The organism is Psychroserpens algicola (assembly GCF_014526325.1).
Taxonomy (GTDB): Bacteria; Bacteroidota; Bacteroidia; order Flavobacteriales; family Flavobacteriaceae; genus Psychroserpens; species Psychroserpens algicola.
The window spans coordinates 897751-919096 of record NZ_JACNMJ010000001.1 but is presented as its reverse complement, the minus strand read 5'-3'; the positions used below and the strand labels follow the sequence as shown (position 1 = coordinate 919096).

Here is a 21346-nt window from a genome sequence, read left to right as displayed (position 1 = left end):
TTTTTTTAAGGGATACAAGATTACTACATGCTTTTTTTAAAATACGAAAAGCCCAAACACACATCTTCCTCTAATTTCGAATTGCTATTAATTATTAAGTACTATGGAAACCGATCTATTTACTTCCGAAGATCGAAAAGAACAAAGCATACTAGATGGTTATCATTTATGTGATCATCACTGTAATCAACCAATAGAACATAATGATGAGGTTTGGTGTCTAGGCACTAAAAAAGGACAAGCAAAAAATTGTTATTGTCGCCTGTTTAGCAGAGATAAGGATGCACCTGACCAAGACTTAGACTCCTGGAGACACGAAGCTAAATCTATGGTTAAAACTCCAAGAGATATCAATCGTGTCTACAGGTGCTTTTATGTTAAAAAAATAGATATATACAAATAACCAAAATTCACATATTATGAAAACTAAACATCTATTATCCAAAGTACTACTTGTTTTTTTTATGAGTATTACTACAGTATTAACGGCTCAAAATGTATTTGATACCGAGCTCGATTTTAATCAATCAATTCTTACGTCAGAAACTATAGACTTAAGAACCTACGAAATTAGTTTGGACGAAAACATACAGTACGATTTCTCTAACGCTCCAAAAAGTATAACCCAAAATGATGCTCAGGAAAACTTAGCCGCTTTTGCTTTTAATATGATTGCATTTGGTGCAGGCTTCGGTTTTACCGATCTGGAAACCCTTTGGTGCTTACATGCGGCATATTATCTAAGGTTTGCGACATTTTCTAATAAAGCGGCTTATGCTGCTCTTGGCGTCGGATATAATTATACCAATGCTGAATTCCTGACGGTAGGATTGTTAGACCTCTCTTTAAGAGTAATGATGCTTTCTGTTCTTTCTAAACGTTTTCAACAAGTTCGTGCGCAATATGGTGTTTTTGCAAAATATGCCTTTGGAACTAACAAGTTTGAGGACGGGTTTAAAAATGATCTCACGAGGTTTTCCTTCGGATTATTTGTTGGGCTACACATATTATTGACAAAACAATGGTCAATGATGATACAAACAGACCTCTTAACTGTTGAAAAACAAACTCTGAAATCTGATGGCAATGAAGTCACAAACAATCAAACTTATGGGTTGATAAACAAAAACAATCTCCTCATACTTTCTCTAATATTTACATTGCCAGATTCAAAACGATAATTTATAAATTTTTAAAACCACATATTATGAAAACAAAAACTATAATAACGAAATCGATAGGTATTATTTTATTATTCGGACTTCTATCTACAAATTTTGGATGTGCGGCTCTATTTGATGCAGAACTTGATGGACAAGACATCCCTAGAGATGAAAATGGGATGATCGACTTTAAAAAACTTGAAGAACAGGTCCTTGAAGACTTTAGAAACAATCAATTAGTTGCCTACCCACAACACTTTATAGAAACATCAGGAGGCTTCGGATTAAATTCTACCGAAGGCGACAGTGAAACCTCATTTTGCATTGGTGCTGGTTATAACCATAGAATTTCTAAAGACAATTTCAATACAGCCAGTTATTTAAAAGGATTTGCAACACATCATTCACAAAGTGCTGATGACCGCAAGTTAAATGTAACTCGTGTTGGTGCAGGATACACACTATTTGATCGCGCCAGTAAAAATGGTAAGCTAGACCTTACTTATGGGATAGACCTTAGTTATGGATTTGGAACGCTTGAAAATTTTGACTTCAAGGAAGATCTTACAGAATATAGAGGCGAATTAAAAGTTGGAGCCAACTATTCCCTTAGCTCTAAATTAGACCTAGGAGTAACTATCCCAATAGCTTCATGGTCTCAACAAAATTATGAATCTGATGGTTTTGAATTTGAACAGCAAAACACATGGATAGGGATTAATAAAGACAACCTAATTATGGGTTATGCAAGAATTAAATTAGACTAATCTGAAAAGCAGTGTAAATAAAACTATGGTTATGTATAGATAATCATAATTTGTGGAGAGCCCTTGCTTTAGTAATTAAAGTAAGGGTTTTTAAAAAAATTAACACTCAATTTTCATTCAAAATAAGCTATTATGAAAACAATATCACCCTTAATTATCGTATTTGTGGCGATGTGTATTTTTGGAAATATATCATACTTAAATGCTCAGACACTTCCTAACGATGATCTGACAAAAAAATATGACGCTCAAAAAAACCTAACAAGTGCATTTAATGCGATGTTAAAAACTGAAACACTACACAATTGGAAAGATAACAAACCCTGTAAAGCAAATGACCTGATCAACAGCATTAATAAATCTAACTTAGAACTGAATATTAATGAATTGAATTCTGTAACAGAATATTTGTTTTCTAAAATACAAGCGATAGCTATAAACGAAACTCTTGATAAAGGCACATTTGAATCGCTAACAGATAAAGCATTACATGCTCTAAATAATGATGCCAGTTTTGAAGCATTTGTAAAGGCATATACAGGAAAGGATGTTAATGATATTAAAGGTAATACAGAATTCCGTGGCGAAATATTATCTAAGGATATTGACGTTTTACGTGAATACTATCAAGCCTTAAAGGGATTAACAACAAATTATAAGTTTAACAATGAGTACAACATCAACGACAAGTGCAAATATAACGCTACCAATACAATCTCCATAAAAACAATAAATTACCCTAATGCGACCTGGAACATTAAGACCACTGTAATTGTGGATTGTGTTTGTAGTAATGACGATGCCGCTACAGAGGTAAAAAATGGTAGTTATGAATATGCCGCTACAGTTTCAGGAATACTAACAGGCTCAAAAATTACTTTTACCAAACCTAAAAACACAACACTTTCAGTGCTTTCACTAAACTGCTGTGGAGAAAAAGAAGACGATGAAGAACCTCCTTACTCAGATCCACTTGCAGCTGTAGATGATATAGAGGGTATTAATGACCTTATGCCAGATCAAACTATTGGCTTTGGAGCAGGTGTTGGCTTTGGTCAAGATTTCGAAGAAACTACATTTTGTCTGTTTGGCGAATATTTATATCAGCTAAACTCTAGCGAGGAGAAAGGCTGGTACATCGGAGCTGAAGCAAGCTATCAACATACAAGTTTTGGAGATTTTAGTTCGAGTGTTATTAAGGGCGGTCCTAAACTTCAATACAATTTTGCTGCTACACCCAGTCAAGAAACACAATTTGTTGTTGGTATTATGGCAAATTATGCAACAGGAAGTAATGATAATAATGGATTTAAAGATGATTTTTCAGGTCTGATCGGATGCGCCTATGGAGGTATAAATATTAGAATTTGTGAAGATTGGTCTGTTGGCGGACAGTTTCCAATATTTATCTACGAGAGCTTTACGTTTAAGCCAGAAAGTGGTGGCGAATTTGAAGTCGATGGAACATCGCTATTTATTAATAAAGATAATCCCTTTAGAATAGTTATAAGGCATACTTTTTAAGTATATAAGGTTACTCTAATTTGAGTAAATATAAAAGACTGTGTTTTAAAATTGATACTTTGAATTGGTCTTTATCTGAAGAGGTTTTAGTGTCATCTAAAGCCTCTTTTTTTAATCCTCTTCATGAGCAACTTCTTCGACATCAAAAGGCTTTCCTAAGTACACCAACTTGCAGTTGTCTCCTACATCATCAATTTCAGTATTATTAGAAGAAATAATATGAAACTCACCCTCATCATCTTTTAAAAATAAAGGAATCATATCCTTATCATTATTTGTAATTTCAATAAGTGTTTTATAATGATCTTTATCATTAACTTCAATCTCTTGAATCGATGGAAATTTACGAGTTACTTCAGCTAAATTAGTATAATCATCGGTATGTGAAAACAAACCTTCTTTTGGATTTTTTTCGGGATTATTTATCTCTTCAGAAGTCACTAATCTAAACGCACCATTTTCTCCAAATTGCTTACTAAACTTATTAATCGCATACTTATTAATATCTGAATTTCCGGTCATCGCCATTAAATAACCTACATCATTTAATTCTATGTTATCTGTTAATGTTTCAGAATAAATATTAGTATTTAAGGCTTCTATACCTAGCTCCTTAGCTTTAGCAATATTATTTTGATTGCTATCAATAAGCACCACGTGCCTTCCGTTACTTTCTAAATAGTGTCCTAGTAATCTTGATACTTTTGAAGCACCTACAATTAAAATACCATTAGACTGGGTTAAAAATACACCAACTAGTTTTGCAAATAATCGTGCTGTTGTAGCATTTAATAATACAGTTCCTAAAACGATTACAAATACCAAAGGTGTAATATATTCGGCTCCAACAACACCTATACTTGCGAGTTTTAATCCAAATAGAGAGGCGATACCTGCAGCAACAATACCTCGAGGTCCAACCCAGCTTATAAAAAGTTTTTCGTTGAGTTTTAATGTTGAGCCCATTGTGCTCAAAAACACACCAAGCGGTCTAATTAAAAAGACTACTGCTGCAAAAAGCATTACGGTTTTCCAATTGTAAATTAGTAGTAGTTCGTCAAAATTAATATTCGCAGCGAGTAAGATGAATAAAATTGATATAAGTAATACACTTAGTGATTCTTTAAAATATAAGATGTCTTTTAAATAAGGGGAGTTGGAATTCCCCAGCACCATTCCCATCACAACAACTGCTAACAGACCCGATTCGTGAGCAAACGCATCTGATAAGACAAAAACGCCCAAAACCGCTGCTAAGGTGAATACATTCATTAAATAGTGCGGAACTAGTTTTTTGTTTAAAATAAGGTTCAGGGCATGAGCAAATGTAAAGCCGAATGTTGATCCAAAGAGTACAATTTTACCAAACTCAATAAGAGCGGTTTTTGTAAACTCTCCACCAGCGTCAACACTAATAAATTCGTAAACCAATACAGCGACCAAAGCTCCTATAGGATCAATTAAAATACCTTCCCATTTGAGTACAGCAGACACATCTTTTTTTAGTGGAATATTTCTTAGAATAGGCGTAATTACTGTTGGCCCTGTAACTATAATCAAACCAGAAAATAAAAATGAAATTTCCCAACTCAAGTCAAAAATGAAGCGAGCTGCTATTGCCGCTCCAAAGAAAGTCACAAGCGAACCTACGGTTATGAGCTTTGTAATTACTGGTCCGACATTTTTAATCTCACTCAGTTTAAGCGTTAATCCACCTTCAAAAAGAATGATACTAATAGCCAGAGAGACAAAATAGAATAAACTTTCTCCAGGAAAAAGACCTTCTTTTTCATTCCAAATCGGTTCAATCCACTTGGTGCCATCATGGGATAAAAACTCAGCGGCAATTGGTCCAACCAATAACCCTATTAAAATTAGTGGTAAAATTGCCGGTATTTTAAATTTCCAAGCTACCCATTGCGCTAATATTCCTAAGATGATGATTCCTGCTAACTCTAACATAAACTTGCATTTAAAAATGTTAAATATAAATGAAACATTTCAACTACATAACTAAAACCTTCAAAAATGGTAAGACCTGCATTTGTTTTATAGAGTCTATTTCTGAAGAAAAAAAGCCAAGCTTCCTCATTTTTAGTAAACAACGCTTTGCTAGTACCAGATAAAATAAAGCTCTTTCAGACCTTCAAAAACGTTAAAAGTTGGTGATATCTTAATAAACTGCTAAAACCTATCGCCTTAACAATCGTATTTCTTAATTTGCAATCATGAAGTTATATCCTATTAATGCAGGAAATTTTAAACTCGATGGTGGCGCTATGTTTGGTGTTGTTCCAAAATCGTTGTGGACCAGAACTAATCCTGCTGATGCTAACAATATGATTGATATTGCGGCTCGATGTTTGTTAATTGAAGAAGGTGATCGGTTGATTTTAATTGATACAGGTATGGGCAACAAACAGAGCGAGAAATTTTATGGCTATTATCATCTTTGGGGTGATGATACTATTGATAAATCGTTAAAAGCTAATGGTTTTCACCGAGATGATATCACCGATGTATTTATGACACATTTACATTTTGATCATTGTGGCGGAAGTATTCAATGGAATAAAGACAAAACCGGTTATGAACCTGCTTTTAAAAATGCATATTTCTGGAGTAATAAAAACCATTGGAAATGGGCAACACAACCCAATCGTAGAGAAAAAGCTTCGTTTTTAAAGGAAAATATTTTACCAATGGAAGCTAGTGGTCATTTGAAATTTACCGCGCTTCCAGAACTAGATATTTTAAAAGATTCTGAACTGGGTTTTGATATCTTTTTTGCTAATGGCCATACCGAAAAACAAATGATTCCAATGATTCAGTATCAAGAAAAAACCATTTGCTTCATGGCAGATTTATTGCCAACTGCTGGGCATTTACCCTTGCCTTTTGTGATGGGCTACGACACAAGGCCTCTCTTAACTTTAGATGAAAAAGAGCGGTTTTTAAATCTGGCAGCCGATAATGATTATTATTTGTTTTTAGAACATGATGCTCATAATGAAATTATAACAGTACAACATACTGAAAAAGGTGTGCGCTTAAAGGATACCTTTAAGACCCAAGATATTTTTTAATTAAAGTACCATGAAAAACACATTTAAAGCAATTGCTATTTCATTAGTACTGCCCTCTGTTTTACTGGGCTGTGCATCAACTGGTGGAATGCTTTCTACACCTGTAGAAAATATTGATTCCTCACCGATTAAAGTTTCTCCGCTGACAGAATCTGAAAAACGATCTTGGGCACATTTAGACCTGGTCAAAGATACCATCCCAGGAATGAGTGTAGATAAAGCATATACCGAAATTATAAAAAACAAAAAAGGTAAAACCGTTATCGTGGCTGTTATTGATGGCGCTACAGATATTGATCATGAAGATTTAGATGATGTTATCTGGATCAATACTGATGAAATTCCAAACAACGGAAAAGACGATGACAACAATGGTTATATCGATGATGTTCACGGGTGGAATTTTGTTGGAGACGGCTATGATGAACAAATGGAATATACCCGAATTCTTGCATCAGGAGATCGAAGTCATCCGAGATTTGCTGAAGCTGAAGCCTTATACAATCAGGAATATCAAAAATACTCTCAGCTTAAAACAGACTATGATGAGGTTTATAAAGGCACTGTTTCCGCAGATAAAGTTTTAACACAACACTTTGGAACATCTATTTACACTAAAAAAGAAGTGTTAGCCCTAAAAACCGAAAATGAAAATCTTATAACGGCAATACAATATGCGCAACTGATGTACAGTAATGGATACGAGTACATGCATGAAGGTATAAAAGCTATAAAAAGAGATTTGGATAATATAAATGAACGCTTAAATGTTCATCTAAATAAAAACCTCAACGGACGCAAAACTGGAGATAATCCTGATGATTTAAACGATAAGCCTGGTTATGGAAATAATAATGTAAGACCTCCAACAAAAGACCAGAGCCACGGAACACATGTCTCGGGAATTATTGCTGCGGAGCGCTACAATGGTAAAGGTATAAAGGGCGTGGCTAATAATGTTCAAATTATGCCTATTCGCTCAACACCTAATGGTGATGAATATGATAAAGATGTGACATTGGCTATTAGGTACGCTGTAGATAATGGTGCGAAAGTTATTAATATGAGTTTTGGAAAATCGTTTTCAACACATAGCGATTGGGTGAGAGATGCTATTGTTTATGCGGCTCAAAAGGATGTGCTCATTGTTCATGGTGCCGGAAATGAAGCAGAAAACATAGATGTTTATCATAAATTTCCTAATGACGCTATTGGTACAGGACCTGAGGTTGCTGATAATTTTATAACTGTTGGTGCTTTACAACCTAAATATGGCGCAAATATGGTTGGTGATTATTCTAACTACGGAAAAGTAACCGTTGATGTATTTGCTCCCGGAAGTGATATCTACTCGTCTATACCTGAAAACGAATACGAATCCCAAAGAGGCACATCAATGGCAGCGCCAAATGTTTCTGGAGTTGCTGCATTAATTCGTTCACAATATCCAAACCTATCAGCGCCTCAGGTAAAGCAAATTCTGATAGATTCTGGGCTTTCTGTTAAAACCAAAGTTGTTGTTGGCGCTAACGGAACTATAAAATCCTTATCAGATATTTCTAAATCTGGAAAAATTGTAAATGCTTACAACGCCCTAATTATGGCCTCACAAATCTCAAACTCTAATTAAAATTACATTCATGCGATTACCAATTGTCCTAATACTGTGCTTATCTGTATGTTTTTATTCTTCGGAAATAAAAGCGCAAAACCTTAAAATGACTTATAAAACTGATACTTATTGGCAACAGCAGGCCAACTATACCATGGCTATAGATATGGATGTGGAATCCTATCAGTTTTCTGGAACACAAAATATTAAATACACAAACAACTCTCCAGACGTTTTAGATAAGGTGTTTTATCACCTCTACTTTAATGCTTTTCAACCTAATAGTGAAATGGATGCAAGAGTACAGAGTATTAAAAGTCCTGATCGAAGGTTTATGACCAATGTTGGTACAGAACAACACCCAATTTATGGTAGTCGGATAGCACGATTAAAAGCCGATGAAATTGGATACATCAAAATTCAATCTCTCACACAAAACGGAGAGCCTTTATCTTATGAATTATCCGGAACTGTCGTTGAAGTTAAACTAAACCAACCCATTCAACCTGGTGAAACTGTAAATTTTGATATGGTTTTTAATGGACAGGTACCTGTTCAAATTCGTCGCTCAGGTCGTAATAACAAAGAGGGTGTTGCATTATCTATGGCGCAATGGTATCCAAAATTAGCAGAGTATGATGACGAAGGGTGGCATGCCTACGAATATATAGCCAGAGAGTTTCATGGGGTTTGGGGAAATTATGATGTTAAAATAACAATCGATAAAGATTACACTATTGCAGGAACAGGTTATCTACAAAACCCTGATGAGATTGGTCATGGTTACAGCTCCAAAACCGTTATACACGAAGAAGAAAAACAAACCTGGCATTTTTTTGCACCTAATGTTCATGATTTTACTTGGGCTGCCGATCCAGAATATATTCATGATAAATTACAGGTTCCTGACGGACCGATGTTACATTTCTTTTACAAAGAAACTATGGCTCAAGAACAGTTAGATAACTGGAAATATCTTCAGCCTTATGCATCTCAGCTTATGGTTTATTTTAGTGACCTTGTTGGGAAATATCCTTATGAGCAATATTCAATAATTCAAGGTGGTGATGGCGGAATGGAATATGGTATGTGTACATTGGTTTTAGGCGAAGGCACTTTTGACGGGTTGTTTAAAGGAACAATCTCTCACGAAATGGCACATGCCTGGTTTCAGTTTTTATTAGCAAATAATGAAGCAAAGCACGAATGGATGGATGAAGGTTTTGCAACTTATATCGAGTATAAAGCCATGAACGATATGTTTGAAAAAGACATGCCTAACCCTTGGATTAGAGCATATATGTCTTACAAATCTTTAGCTCTTTCTGGAGAAGAACAACCTATGACCACTTTTGCTGACAAGTATGATCATAATAGTATTTATTCTAAAGCAGCCTATTATAAAGGTTGTGTGTTTCTGGTTCAACTGGGTTATATTATTGGAGAGGAGAACTTAGATAAAGCCTTGAAGCGTTATTTTAATGAATGGGCATTTAAACACCCTAAACCAATAGATTTTATTAGAGTGGCCGAAAAAGTTTCAGGATTAGAGCTCGATTGGTATCTCATAGATTTTGCTCAAACGACAAATACCATTGACTATGCTGTAAAAAAGCCTAGAGGAAAAACAGTGACATTAGAGCGCATTGGTTTAATGCCAATGCCTATCGATTTAACAGTAACCTATACCGATGATACCACTGAAGATTTTTATATCCCGTTACGCGATATGAGAGGCGAGAAAACCTCATCGGCTACACTTTTGCCTGATTGGGCATGGTCATATCCAGTGTATAGCTTTGAAGCTTCAAAAAAAGTAAAGTCTGTAGTGATTGACCCAAAGGGTTTTATGGCAGATATTGAACCTGACAATAACAGTACAGGAGTGAAAAAATAGAAACTATCTGAGTGCTAATTATTTATAAATTAAAACTGATCTACATAAGGTAGTTCTACAATTCTGTTGTATCTTGTTTGAAATTTTATCAAACCATTATTTTAATATTAAAAAAAACTGCACTTTATGAAAAGAACACTACACATACTATTCATTTTTATTTGGGCAAACATCTATTCTCAGGCTCAAATACCAGAAGATGTTCAGCCACCCAGTTGGAATTCTCAAATAGCGAGCGAAACCTCGATTAAGGCCTTTAAATTACCCGTTATTGATTTAAAAGCACTTCGAGATGAAGATGCAATTAACGATAACGACAAATCAAAACCTTGGCGATTTGGAGTAGAAAAATACGTAGATCATGATATCACAGAAAAAGGAAAATGGACGACTTTAGAAAATGGTGATCGCATTTGGAAAATGAGTTATTCCTCTGAAGGTGCTCTTACCCTAAACTTCGTCTTTGATAGATTTAAACTCCCAATTGGCGCTAAACTTTATGTTTATAGTGATGATAAAACTGATTTACTCAGACCATTTACACACCATAACAACAATGCAGAAGAAGTATTGGGAACATGGACCGTTAATGGCAGTAAAGCATGGTTAGAGTACTATGAGCCAGCAAATGCCACAGGAGACTTAAAATTAACCTTAGGTTCAGTTGTACATGGTTACAGAACAGCAGACTCATTTCAAAAAGCTTTAGGCGATTCAGGAAACTGTAATCATGATGTAGATTGCGACATTACTCCAGCAGGAGCAGACCCATTTGGTGTTGACACGCTTAAGGAAAACGTTAAAGCTTCGGCAGGAATGCTACTAACAGGAAACACGAGTTTTTGCTCTGGATCTTTGGTTAACAATACAAATAACGATGGTACGCCATATTTTTTAACTGCTAATCACTGTGGTGGTGGTGAAGGCACTTGGGCGTTCAGATTTAACTGGAGAAGTCCAAACCCATCTTGTGGTACAACTGCTCCTAGCCCAAATGGTTCATTCGACCAAACCGTTAGTGGTGCTATTTTAAGAGCTAATAGTTCACAATCTGATATGGAATTGGTAGAAATCACCGACCCCACTTTTTTTATTAATAATACCAACTTGGTTTGGGCAGGATGGAACCGTTCTACAACGGCAACTCCTTCGCTTAACTTTGGTATTCATCACCCAAGTGGAGATATTCAAAAAGTATGTAGAGATGACCAAGGTGCAACGAGAATATCTACAGCTTTTAACGGAAATCCAAATGCTGATATGTGGCGTATTGCTGATTGGGATCTTGGTGTTACTGAAGGAGGCTCTTCTGGATCACCTTTATTTAATGAATCTGGAAAAGTGATAGGTATGTTATCTGGTGGATCTGCTGCTTGTTCGGGAACCAACGATAATGGCGGATTTGATATTTACGGACGCTTTGGTGTTGGTTGGGATTTTGGAGGTAGTGCCTCTTCAAGATTAAGAGACTGGCTAGATCCTGCTGGAACAGACCCAATTGAAATTGATCAATTTCCTCCAACACAAACATTTAATTATGATGCTCGTGTTACCTTAGGAACAAGTGTTAGCCCTGAAATATGTAATGAAGACTTTGCGCCTTCAATAACTGTTATTAATTCAGGACAAATAACATTAACCTCAGCAACAATAACCTATAGCTTAGATGGTTCGCCTGTGACTACAATTAACTGGACAGGTTCATTAGCGACTAACGAAAGTGCTGTTGAAACCATTGCACCTTACACAAATTTAAGTTCTGGTGATCATACGTTTGTGGTATCTATTTCAAATCCTAACGGAAATACTGATGAAAATACTAGTAATGATGTATTCACATACAACTTCCTGGTATCTCCTGATTTTTCTACTGCTACAATTATATTTAATCTTACAACAGACGAGTTTGGACAAGAAACTGATTGGCAGTTGGTAAACTCTTCTGGTACAGTCGTCGATAGCGGTCCTGCATCAGATTATGACGATGAGGTTACCATACAAGAAATTATTACAATTCCTACGTTTAATGAGTGCTACACCTTTACCATAACCGATACTTATGGTGATGGTATCTGCTGTGCTTATGGTTTTGGTAGCTATAACCTTCAAGATGACAGTGGTAATATAATTATTGATAGTACTGGTGAGTTTGGTTCTGCTGAATCTGTAACATTTGAAGTTAATGATCCTTTAAGTGTCGATGAAGCTGGATTAGATAATTTACTTACAATTTATCCAAATCCTACTTCTGATGTACTATATATCAAACTTGCAAACGTTCAAGATGCTAAGTTTTCTGTTTCAAATTTATTAGGTCAGTCAATCACGTCTGGTGCATTAAATGCTAATGATGTGAACACATTAGATCTTTCAGAATCTGCTTCTGGAGTTTATTTTATTACTATAAATTCAGGAAACTCTACGCTTACTAAAAAGATTGTAAAGCAATAAGAGATTAAAATCTGATATAAAAAAACCACAGTGTTATGCGCTGTGGTTTTTTATTTTCATATTATTTAAATAACCGAATCCCAACACCAATGTGATGTGTCGGTTGTTGTAATTGATTAAGGTTTGTTCTGTAACTCACCAGCCATTTGCCTTTACGGTTATATTGTAAACCCAGGCTAATGTTATTAAACGCATTTTGATGACCTCCTATTTCCGAAAAAAGATAGAGTCCACTTCTATACGTTTTGGGATATTCGATGGTTTTGGTTGTAGTAATTTCGCGAGGGACTTTCAGCTTATAAGATATCTCGCTATCTAAGAGTTGTCCTTCGATCAAATTGTAACTAAAAATATCGATATCGTCATGGTGTAAAGTGTCTTTGTAAACTTTGGCTTTAATAAAGGCAGTCGTATCGCTTTTCTGCGGCAGTATTTCAGCTATTGTTGCAGTATCATCTTTATGGACATAAACCGTTTGGTACCTTAAGGTTTGAACCTTAAACGTATCTACTTTTGTCTGCCAAATGGTATCGCGTACGATAGTGGTTATAGGAGATTGTTTTACTGAAGAGGTTGTTGTACTACACCTTCTGGAAAACAGATTAAAAACGATAATCGCTAGAATAATGAATAGTAAGGTTCTTTCTGTAGTCATAGATTGTGTTTTCATATTTTAATAGTATTTATAACAACTCAATACAGAATAAGAAAGCCTCAGTCTCTAAACGGTTTCGCTTCCTGAAACGAGATTAGAGACTTCAATGGCTTTTAATGTTTTAATGACTTCACTCCGAATCGTTTTCTAATTTCGATTTGTCATCTTCTGTAAGTGTTTCTATGGTATCCTTAAGCGGTGTTAGTTTAATAAGATTAACCAACGCTTTAAAAGGATTTTTACCATAAATAGCATTGTAGTTTTCTAAAATGGATTTGATTTCAGTAATTGCAATAAATCCAGCAATAATCTTTAAAAATGGTACTTCGTTGACAATGTAGGCTTCTAGAAAGAAGGCCGCCAAGATGACCAGATTATAGATAAAAAACTTTGAAATGGTATGTCCAATTCTAGAGCTACGAATGGGGATTCGATTTTTAATTGAGGCGTAAGCACCAGTAATAAAATCGACAATAATCAAAAAGACCATCGTTACCATAACAGCATTCACAGGAGACAGGAGTGCAAGCAACCAAAACATAAATTTGATTACCTTTTCCATATCTGTTGTTTTTATGGGTTATTAAGTATGTGCTAGCCGTCTATAGTCTAACACTTTTGGTTTTGGATATGCTTTAATACATACCATGTGTCTCTGATTGCCTCCTAAAACATAGACATAGTTTTTGGTGTCTTTAATAAAAAAACCAACATGACCTTTCCAGCTGCTTGGTGATTCTCGCCAAAACACCACTATATCGCCGACATTGGGTGTTCGAGTTGAGGTCCCAACTCGTAACCAGCTTCTTGCGGTTAGATCTCCCGAATATTCGTATCCGGCTGTTTTTGCAACCCAATTAGCATAAGCGCTACACCAGGCCGTTTCGTCTTTAAGTTTTGATCCATCAAAACCTAATTCATTAAAGTATTTCAAAATTCTAGAGTTGTCTTTGGAGCCAACAATTTCTTTAACGCCATATTCTGATAGCGCTTTGGTGATAATGTTCATCGGTTCTAAATTTTTATGGATTGAAGCGAATAAAAATGTATTCACCTCTGGAAACACTGCGTTTTCGTATTAAAAAGCTGAATCACATTTAAAAGAAGTGATTAACTTTCTTAATACTAATTTTACACATATGTTTGAATTAATTTTAAGTAGACCAAACTCGTTACCAAAGATTACTTATTGTTTATATATCTTAACCAGAATAGGATTAATCTAGGCTTTATGAGTTTCCACTTAACACGAATTGTTTAATTGCTATTTACAACATAAATTGTACAGTAATAAGCCGTTTCTTTCTGCTATTTGCGTCATTAAGAAAAAAATCCTAGCTAAGGCTATGTTTTATTTTTTAACTCGCATGAAGACAAAAAGTATTCAGTTTCTTTAACTGAAAATTCAAATTATAATTAGCATAACTAAGGATAAACCTTGTTAGAAAAGCGAATACAAATATAAACATATTACATGCAATATACAAACATTTTACAAAAATTATATGTTAAATTTTGTAATTTGTTTTATTTCGATTTTGTAATTCCGTCTAGGGTTTTGAGAAGTGTTGGGTGTCTGTGGTTACCATGCATTGCCAGAATAAATTGCGCTGCCTGGTCGAGATTCATACCGATTGCTGAAATGTGTAGTGGGTTGTTGCTCCTGCCTCTAAAGACATTTTTAACGGTTTCCTTATTGGTATGAAATCGGCGTTTGGCCACGCCAATAATTGGAATCTTTTTATCTAAAGCCTCGTATAAATAACCACCTAACCCAAATTGACCATCATTATCGACATAGACATGACCATCCACAATAATAGTGGTTATCGTATTGAGGTCTACTTTTGAAATCACTTTAAGCAAACAAGGCAGTTCGCGTTTGTAAAACTCACCTGGTTGGTAGGCCGCAACATCACCTACAATTTCAATATAAGTGTCTTGTGGTGTTTGATCATTTGCGCTTAAAAAAGTGATGCCAACGCTCTTAGCGTAATTGGTTTTGTAGTGAACGTCTAGGGCTAGGTACATGGGTTCTATTTATGATACTAAATTACAAAAGCCATAGTATTCCTCTATGGCTTTTTGTTTTTGGCAAAAATAAGGCTCTAATTATCACATAACGTTGTCTAAGCGTGTGAATACATCTATCCAACCTACGGTTATTATAGTTAAAAAATAACCTGTATCACTCAATGTTGCTTTATATTTTGTTGACACCTTTTTTATTTAAAATATAGAAAATTTACGACAAATAAAAATAGTACTAAAACAAAACACACACCATATAGGTGTGTGTTTTTAATATTGCTTGTGCACGGATTACAAATCCGCGCGATCGGCTTAGTTCTTGAGTCCAGGACCAACCAGCGAAAAATCACCTAAAAGCATATCTTGACAATGATTTTCTAAGAAAACTCTATATAAATAAACAGTCGCCTTTATATCATCTCCTAAAGCTCGCTCACTGGCTAGTTCATCTATTGTTAATCCATCGTAAAAGCTCTCAAAGCCTTTTAATTTAGGAAAATCATAATAATATTCTTTTTTTACTTTATTGGTTAACGTAATGCTCATGCCACTTTCTCTCCGAAAAGTGCCAAGTCGAAGTAAAACTTTTTCATTTTCCAATGTCAAAATGTAGTTGTTGCTTTCTTCGCCCCATTTTAAATTGTATTGATTGGCTACATTGGTAAATTGCTCCTTTATAAAAGGTCTGTATTTTGTTATTTCCATTTTATCTGTTTTTATTTTCTTCAAATGCAGTCCGCCTCGCTAGCGCTCGTCTGTGACGAGTGCACACAAGATAAAATCAACTCATAAATCCAGCATCATCAATCTCTAACACACTTTGGTCATCTTGAAAGTTCCTAGCGCTAGAATATTTCCAGTCTATTGGGTTGGTCACAAATCCACTCTCAACAGGGTTGTTGTGTATGTAATCTATCTTTTGTTTAATAACCTTATCGCTCCACAACTCTATAGGCTTGTTGTGATGCTGCCAAAATTGATAGCTAGTGATATTACCCTTGTCTTTTCCTGCTTTTTTAAACATTGACAATAACCAGTCTTTCCTACTCTCTTGTGGATTGTTCTCTATAGCTTCAATAACTTTTTTAGAGGTATACTTTTTAAAATCTCTAAGTAATTCCATAGGCTGGTCGTTTGATGAACGACATATAAAATGTACATGACTCGGCATAAAACAATAAGCGTACAACTCCATACCCTTCTCTTTTCTGCAGTAATCAACACTATCTACTAAAACCTTAAAATAAAGTTGCCTTGTAAATACATCTATCCAATATACTGTAGCAAAGGATACAAAATATAATCCTGATTTATTGTGAAACTTGTATTTTCTGCTCATAGTACTAAAGTACAAAAGCTGCAATGATTAACATTAGCAGCTTTGTTTTTATGTTTAGTCACTCGTCACAGACGAGCGCTAGCGAGGGCCTTATTTATTAAGAAGCTCTGTGATTCTATTCATAACAGGTTGCGATGTCAAATAGAGAAAATCATTTTTCTCCTCGTTAAACTGTTCTCCCCATATATTTAGTTTTGATAGCATTTCTGGCTTATTCCCTTCGAACTTTATTAAACATTCGCCTGGGGTGTCTTCAGGTAAAACATCAACTTCTTGCCCTCTTCCGATACGTATTTCTGAAAGTTTAGCATCTGTAATTATATAATTTTCTGGATGCTTCATAGAAAACAAAACATCAAACTCTGCACCTTGAGAGATTTCTTGGTAATGTCTTCCTGATATTATATATTCTTCTAATTCAGAAATATTATTTATTTCTAGTTCATTTAAACCTTTTTTATCCACTTTTTCATTTAAGCCTAAAATAATATTTTCAATAGATTCTTGTTCTACCTTTTTTAATATTTCAAATAATTTTTTCATGATTTTATATTTTCATTAATTCTTTATAAAACTTTAAAGATTCCTCTAAGCTTGTTTTTTTTATACTTCTCAATAGGTAATCTGACCCGATCGCGCGGATTTGCAATCCGTGTGGTATTTAACAATTATAAGTATTACAAAACCTTAGGTCATAATACTCATAAAATTACAAAAGCTATAATGTAATCATTGTAGCTTTGTTTTTCTCTTTAGTCACTCGTCACAGACGAGCGCTAGCGAGGGATATCTAATCTGTCTTACTTTAACTCTAATGTTTGTGGGTTCCATGTTTTATATGTTAATACATCCAAACCGGATCTAATAACATTGTATTTTGTTTTTTCGTCGCCACTAGCTAAACTAGAATGTGGTATCCCTTGATGGTGCAATAGACGTAAAGCTATTCCGCCTATATCTCTACCTAAAATTACCACCTCAAATCCATCGTCATACAATTGTGAGCTATACCACTGCCAGTTTCTAACGTCTAAAATATCATCCACGAAATGGGAAATATGAGATAATAATTCATCTTTATAATCATCATCTTCTAATTGGTTAGTAAACGACACAACTTCTTTTGGGAATAATTTTTCCCATTTAGGACTATCCCAGGCTATATGCTTGTTTTCTAAAATCGCTAACATACTTTTCTTAAATATAGTCAAGGCTTCTTCAGGGTTATCTATATTTTCAACTATTATATATCTGTAGCTTTCTTCTGGCAGCTCTCCATTATTGTTGTTTTTTATACGTTCAATTTCCGTCATTTTAATTTGTTTTTAATGCTGTGGGTTTTTTAAACCTAATCGCGCGGATTTACAATCCGTGTGGTATTTAACAATTATAAGTATTACAAAACCTTAGGTCATAATACTCATAAAATTACAAAAGCTACAATGAATTACATTGTAGCTTTGTTTTTCTCTTTAGTCACTCGTCACAGACGAGCGCTAGCGAGGGGTCTTTTAGTGCTTTTTCTAATATCCCAAAAGTAACATTTTTGATGTGTTTAGTAACAATTACATCTGTAATGCCTATATCATCCAAGGCTTTAGGAATGTCAGCAACACGCGCGCCATTTTTGTCGGTTTTAAGAGCTTCCGCTAAAGTATCTTCAAACTCTATTTTCCCTGCATCAGACAATACCATTCTTAAGGAATTTGCTACACAAGTATAGTCTTTAGTTTGTCCAGAAATTAGGTTTGTTGTTTCCTCTTGCTTAAGGTTGACTTCTAAGTTTTGGAAAAACGACTGATGAATTGATCCTTCTTTTTGAGTCCTAGCAAGTCGTTTTTTTCTTTTAACGCTTTTGTTAATTCCTCTGGAAAGCTTCTCTAAATGCTCAACAACTTCATCAATTCGCTTGGCTTCATCTGTGTTTTTAGCACTGTCTTTTAATGCCCCTCGCTAGCGCTCGTCTGTGACGAGTGCATTTAAGTTTAATCACCCTAAAAACCCAGCATCATCAATCTCTAACACACTTTGGTCGTCTTGAAAGTTACTAGCGCTAGAATATTTCCAGTCTATTGGGTTGGTCACAAATCCACTCTCAACTGACTTATTGTGAAACTTGTATTTTCTGCTCATATCTCTAAAATACAAAACCTACAATGAATATATTGTAGGTTTTAGTTATTTACTCTTACCGTCACTCGTCACAGACGAGCGCTAGCGAGGGATTAGTTTTAACACTATTCTTCTCGATACCTAACCCTTAAGGTAATTTGATAATTGATATCAACATAATCTATAATCTCTAATATTTCCTCATTAGTAAGAGTTTCATTCCAAACGATGCTATTTTTATTCAATATAAAAACATCATTTAGAAGTGGACAATATTTAAAAAGAGACTCAAATTTATCCTGCTTTACGTCTTTAAATTCATAAATTTCAAGACGTAAATCTTTTTTTATCCTTTTTATCCATTGTATTAAGGATTTTGTTGATAACCCAAAATCAGGTGATTTCATTTCAATAAATGCTTTGGATAAGTGTCTTTCTGGTAGCTCAATATTAATGTCTCTAACATAAGCTATCATTTCATTAAATAATTCTGTAATTTCTTGTCTCATATCTTTAATTTTTTTTATAACTATATTTTATATGATCTATCATATCTTCTATACTTGTATACTCCGTTTCTAACCCCGTTGCTTCTTGAAAAGCTCGTTCATGGAAATAGGCTCGTTTTTCATAAGAATGATTATCTCCAAATTGTTTATATATATTTTTCAATTTATTTAACCTATCAGTTCCTTTTAGTGTTTTAGCACTTTCTATAAGCGCCTCTTTTTTAAGATAGTCTAGTGTATGTGTGCCTTCGTGTACTAATTCACTCATAAACTCTCCTACAGACTTTGTGGATCTAAAAAAATTCTCATCACCATAGGAAAAGGCTTCAATCTTAAATTTGGTATAATCAGCTTCCTCTCCTCCTATGTCAAGATACTTTTTTTTAAAGGCTTTCTCATTTAAAATTGAAAACTCAAAAACTCCATCTTCTACTATTTTTGCAACTTTATTTGCTTGTTCTGTAAACCCCTTTAAATTATCAGCTATTTCTTTTCTTGTCAAATTGACAATACTTTTTCCTTCCCATTTTTTTAGAAATTCTTTAAATTGAGTTCTTTTTTTTGCCTTCAACTCAGATACTTCCTCTAAATACTCAACAACCTCCTCTATTTCAGTATCAGATAATTTACGCTTTGCTCCATTGTCATCAATGACTATGCCATCTAAACCCTTTTTTGAATCATTTACTTTATCTAAAACCTCTTTCGCACTCTTCTTTAAGGCAACATCAAGGGCAAACGTTAATTCGCCACTTAAAGATAACATTTCAAAATAAAATAAATATTTACTTATAGCCTTACCTAATTCTGAGTCTTTAAACCCTAAGAGTTTTATTAAGATATTACCAACGCCACTAGATATCTCTATCGCTCCTGCGAAAGCTTTTACCCCTTTAAGGGTATTGGTGGCAGCTTTAGTTTTGTATCTTAGAGAATGGCCTGCTTTGAGTATTTTAGCCAGTCTACCTACTTTTAGAATATTAGCAAAACCAGAGAGGGAGGTAATGAGATCAACTGTATATTCTGCTCCAACTACTATATTTTCCCAAAAGGCCTTTTTCTCGCGTTCTAGAAGAATAAATGCGGGTAAAAAAGTAAATGTTTGTTCTTTTTGGTCTTTGTCTTCAAAAATAAAAGTAGGGTTCTCTGCTTTTGAAATAGATATGGGTGAAAAATAATGGTACATGTAAATATGATTTATTTCTCGTTCTGTAGACAGCGTAGCGCTCCCTCCATCAACGCCATAAAGATCCACTTCGATATGGTCAAAAACACCTGTTTTTATGTTAATATCTACTTTGATTTTATTGCCGCCAATACGCTCAATTTCAGCGTTATCTGTATGAAACCCCATGCTTTTATTGGAGCGATAACCAAGCGACATTGGTCCAATAGTATCGACGCCTTTGTTATTCTTTGATGGATTTATATAAGGGTTTAATACTGGGTCGAATATTGCATAAGTCGAGTTTTTCCATATACTCCAAATAAACTGTAAAAAAGCTTTATAATTATCTCCATCCAATCTAACAGATAGGGATTCTAAAAGGTTTAAATCAACTTCTCTGCCATCACCATTTTTAAATTCAGCAAAGGTATTCATATACTTGCTACTTATTAATTGATTAAGAAATTCATCGTTATGATTCTTAGAACTTCTTCCTTGTTGCTTCTCGTAATTTTCAAAAAACTCAATCTCTTTATAAAGGGCTTGAAGCAACCTCGTAACAGCAGTTTCTTCGTCTGTTCCAAAAGTATCCACGCTATGACCTAATAAGCTGGTTAGGTCATTAAGCATCTGATTAATGCCTACAAAACGCATGATACGTATAGGTGCATTGAGGTATAGCCAATCTAATATATCAACATCTCCTTTATTCTTTCGAAACTCTTCTAACCAGCTACGATGGATCTTTATATCCTCTTTACTTAAAAACCAAGCTTTTTGTAATATTTCAAGTGTCTCAGTATCATTTACAAATATCCAAAGTTTATAGTCTGGGCATTCTTTATATTCAAATGAAATAACATAAGAATGTACTTCACGAACTGGATCTAGTTTTTGAAGCTTTACTTTATACTTTTTTAAGTTAATTTGAAGTGATTCGTTTTCACTTGCTTCTTTGAATATATTAAAGCCAATAATTTTAATTTTACCATAATTTAAGCCTTTTAGTTCTTCAAAGTTCAACGGGTTTAC

At 34.5% G+C, this 21346-nt stretch carries 21 protein-coding genes; 8 read left to right on the top strand and 13 right to left on the bottom strand.

Annotated elements, in window-relative coordinates; translation table 11 throughout:
* The first annotated feature begins 103 nt into the window (after nucleotides 1-103).
* The 4 genes from H7350_RS03815 to H7350_RS03800 all read left to right on the top strand — a co-directional run bounded on the left by H7350_RS03815 (nucleotide 104) and on the right by H7350_RS03800 (nucleotide 3454).
* A complete protein-coding gene (locus H7350_RS03815; protein WP_204344540.1) occupies nucleotides 104-403 on the top strand; it encodes a hypothetical protein in 300 nt (99 codons plus the stop codon).
* A 16-nt stretch (nucleotides 404-419) separates the two neighbouring features.
* Nucleotides 420-1181 carry a hypothetical protein gene (locus tag H7350_RS03810; RefSeq protein ID WP_204344539.1) on the top strand — a complete coding sequence of 254 codons (762 nt, stop codon included), beginning with the start codon at nucleotides 420-422 and terminating at the stop codon, nucleotides 1179-1181.
* Between the two features lie 26 nt (nucleotides 1182-1207).
* On the top strand, nucleotides 1208-1930 hold the full coding sequence (locus H7350_RS03805) for a hypothetical protein (RefSeq protein WP_204344538.1): 723 nt from the start codon (nucleotides 1208-1210) through the stop codon (nucleotides 1928-1930).
* Between the two features lie 132 nt (nucleotides 1931-2062).
* A complete protein-coding gene (locus H7350_RS03800; protein WP_204344537.1) occupies nucleotides 2063-3454 on the top strand; it encodes a hypothetical protein in 1392 nt (463 codons plus the stop codon).
* Between the two features lie 111 nt (nucleotides 3455-3565).
* Here the strand turns inward: H7350_RS03800 and H7350_RS03795 are convergent, their stop codons facing one another.
* Nucleotides 3566-5416, bottom strand: coding sequence for a cation:proton antiporter (locus tag H7350_RS03795; protein WP_204344536.1), 1851 nt, complete (start codon nucleotides 5414-5416; stop codon nucleotides 3566-3568).
* A gap of 266 nt (nucleotides 5417-5682) precedes the next feature.
* Between H7350_RS03795 and H7350_RS03790 the strand changes: the two genes are divergently transcribed.
* The 4 genes from H7350_RS03790 (at nucleotide 5683) to H7350_RS03775 (ending at nucleotide 12500) form a co-directional block, all read left to right on the top strand.
* Nucleotides 5683-6540, top strand: a complete 858-nt coding sequence (locus H7350_RS03790) for an MBL fold metallo-hydrolase (protein ID WP_204344535.1) — start codon at nucleotides 5683-5685, stop codon at nucleotides 6538-6540.
* Nucleotides 6541-6550: 10 nt separating this feature from the next.
* Complete coding sequence (locus H7350_RS03785) at nucleotides 6551-8170, top strand: S8 family peptidase (protein ID WP_204344534.1); 1620 nt, start codon at nucleotides 6551-6553, stop codon at nucleotides 8168-8170.
* 10 nt (nucleotides 8171-8180) lie between these two features.
* Complete coding sequence (locus H7350_RS03780; protein ID WP_204344533.1) at nucleotides 8181-10049, top strand: M1 family metallopeptidase; 1869 nt, start codon at nucleotides 8181-8183, stop codon at nucleotides 10047-10049.
* A 126-nt stretch (nucleotides 10050-10175) separates the two neighbouring features.
* Complete coding sequence (locus H7350_RS03775) at nucleotides 10176-12500, top strand: T9SS type A sorting domain-containing protein (RefSeq protein ID WP_204344532.1); 2325 nt, start codon at nucleotides 10176-10178, stop codon at nucleotides 12498-12500.
* 61 nt (nucleotides 12501-12561) lie between these two features.
* Here the strand turns inward: H7350_RS03775 and H7350_RS03770 are convergent, their stop codons facing one another.
* From H7350_RS03770 to H7350_RS03715, 12 genes are all read right to left on the bottom strand, one after another.
* Nucleotides 12562-13170, bottom strand: a complete 609-nt coding sequence (locus tag H7350_RS03770) for a hypothetical protein (RefSeq protein WP_235989250.1) — start codon at nucleotides 13168-13170, stop codon at nucleotides 12562-12564.
* Between the two features lie 115 nt (nucleotides 13171-13285).
* The gene (locus H7350_RS03765; RefSeq protein WP_204344531.1) at nucleotides 13286-13717 is read right to left on the bottom strand and encodes a phage holin family protein; all 432 of its coding nucleotides are present in this window, start codon (nucleotides 13715-13717) and stop codon (nucleotides 13286-13288) included.
* A gap of 21 nt (nucleotides 13718-13738) precedes the next feature.
* Nucleotides 13739-14164: a TIGR02594 family protein gene (locus H7350_RS03760; RefSeq protein WP_204344530.1), complete on the bottom strand. Its 426-nt coding sequence runs from the start codon at nucleotides 14162-14164 to the stop codon at nucleotides 13739-13741.
* Nucleotides 14165-14682: 518 nt separating this feature from the next.
* Entirely contained in the window at nucleotides 14683-15186 is a 504-nt protein-coding gene (locus H7350_RS03755) for an endonuclease V (RefSeq protein WP_204344529.1), read from the bottom strand.
* Nucleotides 15187-15498: 312 nt separating this feature from the next.
* Nucleotides 15499-15891 (bottom strand): hypothetical protein, encoded by a 393-nt coding sequence (locus H7350_RS03750; RefSeq protein WP_204344528.1) that lies wholly within the window; start codon nucleotides 15889-15891, stop codon nucleotides 15499-15501.
* Nucleotides 15892-15967: 76 nt separating this feature from the next.
* Nucleotides 15968-16525 (bottom strand): REP-associated tyrosine transposase, encoded by a 558-nt coding sequence (locus H7350_RS03745; protein WP_204344527.1) that lies wholly within the window; start codon nucleotides 16523-16525, stop codon nucleotides 15968-15970.
* Nucleotides 16526-16615: 90 nt separating this feature from the next.
* Entirely contained in the window at nucleotides 16616-17068 is a 453-nt protein-coding gene (locus H7350_RS03740; protein ID WP_204344526.1) for a hypothetical protein, read from the bottom strand.
* Nucleotides 17069-17325: 257 nt separating this feature from the next.
* A complete protein-coding gene (locus tag H7350_RS03735; protein WP_204344525.1) occupies nucleotides 17326-17838 on the bottom strand; it encodes a hypothetical protein in 513 nt (170 codons plus the stop codon).
* A 163-nt stretch (nucleotides 17839-18001) separates the two neighbouring features.
* Nucleotides 18002-18220, bottom strand: a complete 219-nt coding sequence (locus H7350_RS03730; RefSeq protein ID WP_204344524.1) for a hypothetical protein — start codon at nucleotides 18218-18220, stop codon at nucleotides 18002-18004.
* 294 nt (nucleotides 18221-18514) lie between these two features.
* A complete protein-coding gene (locus tag H7350_RS03725; RefSeq protein WP_235989249.1) occupies nucleotides 18515-18658 on the bottom strand; it encodes a hypothetical protein in 144 nt (47 codons plus the stop codon).
* 104 nt (nucleotides 18659-18762) lie between these two features.
* The gene (locus tag H7350_RS03720; RefSeq protein ID WP_204344523.1) at nucleotides 18763-19146 is read right to left on the bottom strand and encodes a hypothetical protein; all 384 of its coding nucleotides are present in this window, start codon (nucleotides 19144-19146) and stop codon (nucleotides 18763-18765) included.
* Between the two features lie 4 nt (nucleotides 19147-19150).
* Nucleotides 19151-21337 carry a hypothetical protein gene (locus tag H7350_RS03715; protein ID WP_204344522.1) on the bottom strand — a complete coding sequence of 729 codons (2187 nt, stop codon included), beginning with the start codon at nucleotides 21335-21337 and terminating at the stop codon, nucleotides 19151-19153.
* Between the last annotated feature and the right edge of the window lie 9 nt (nucleotides 21338-21346).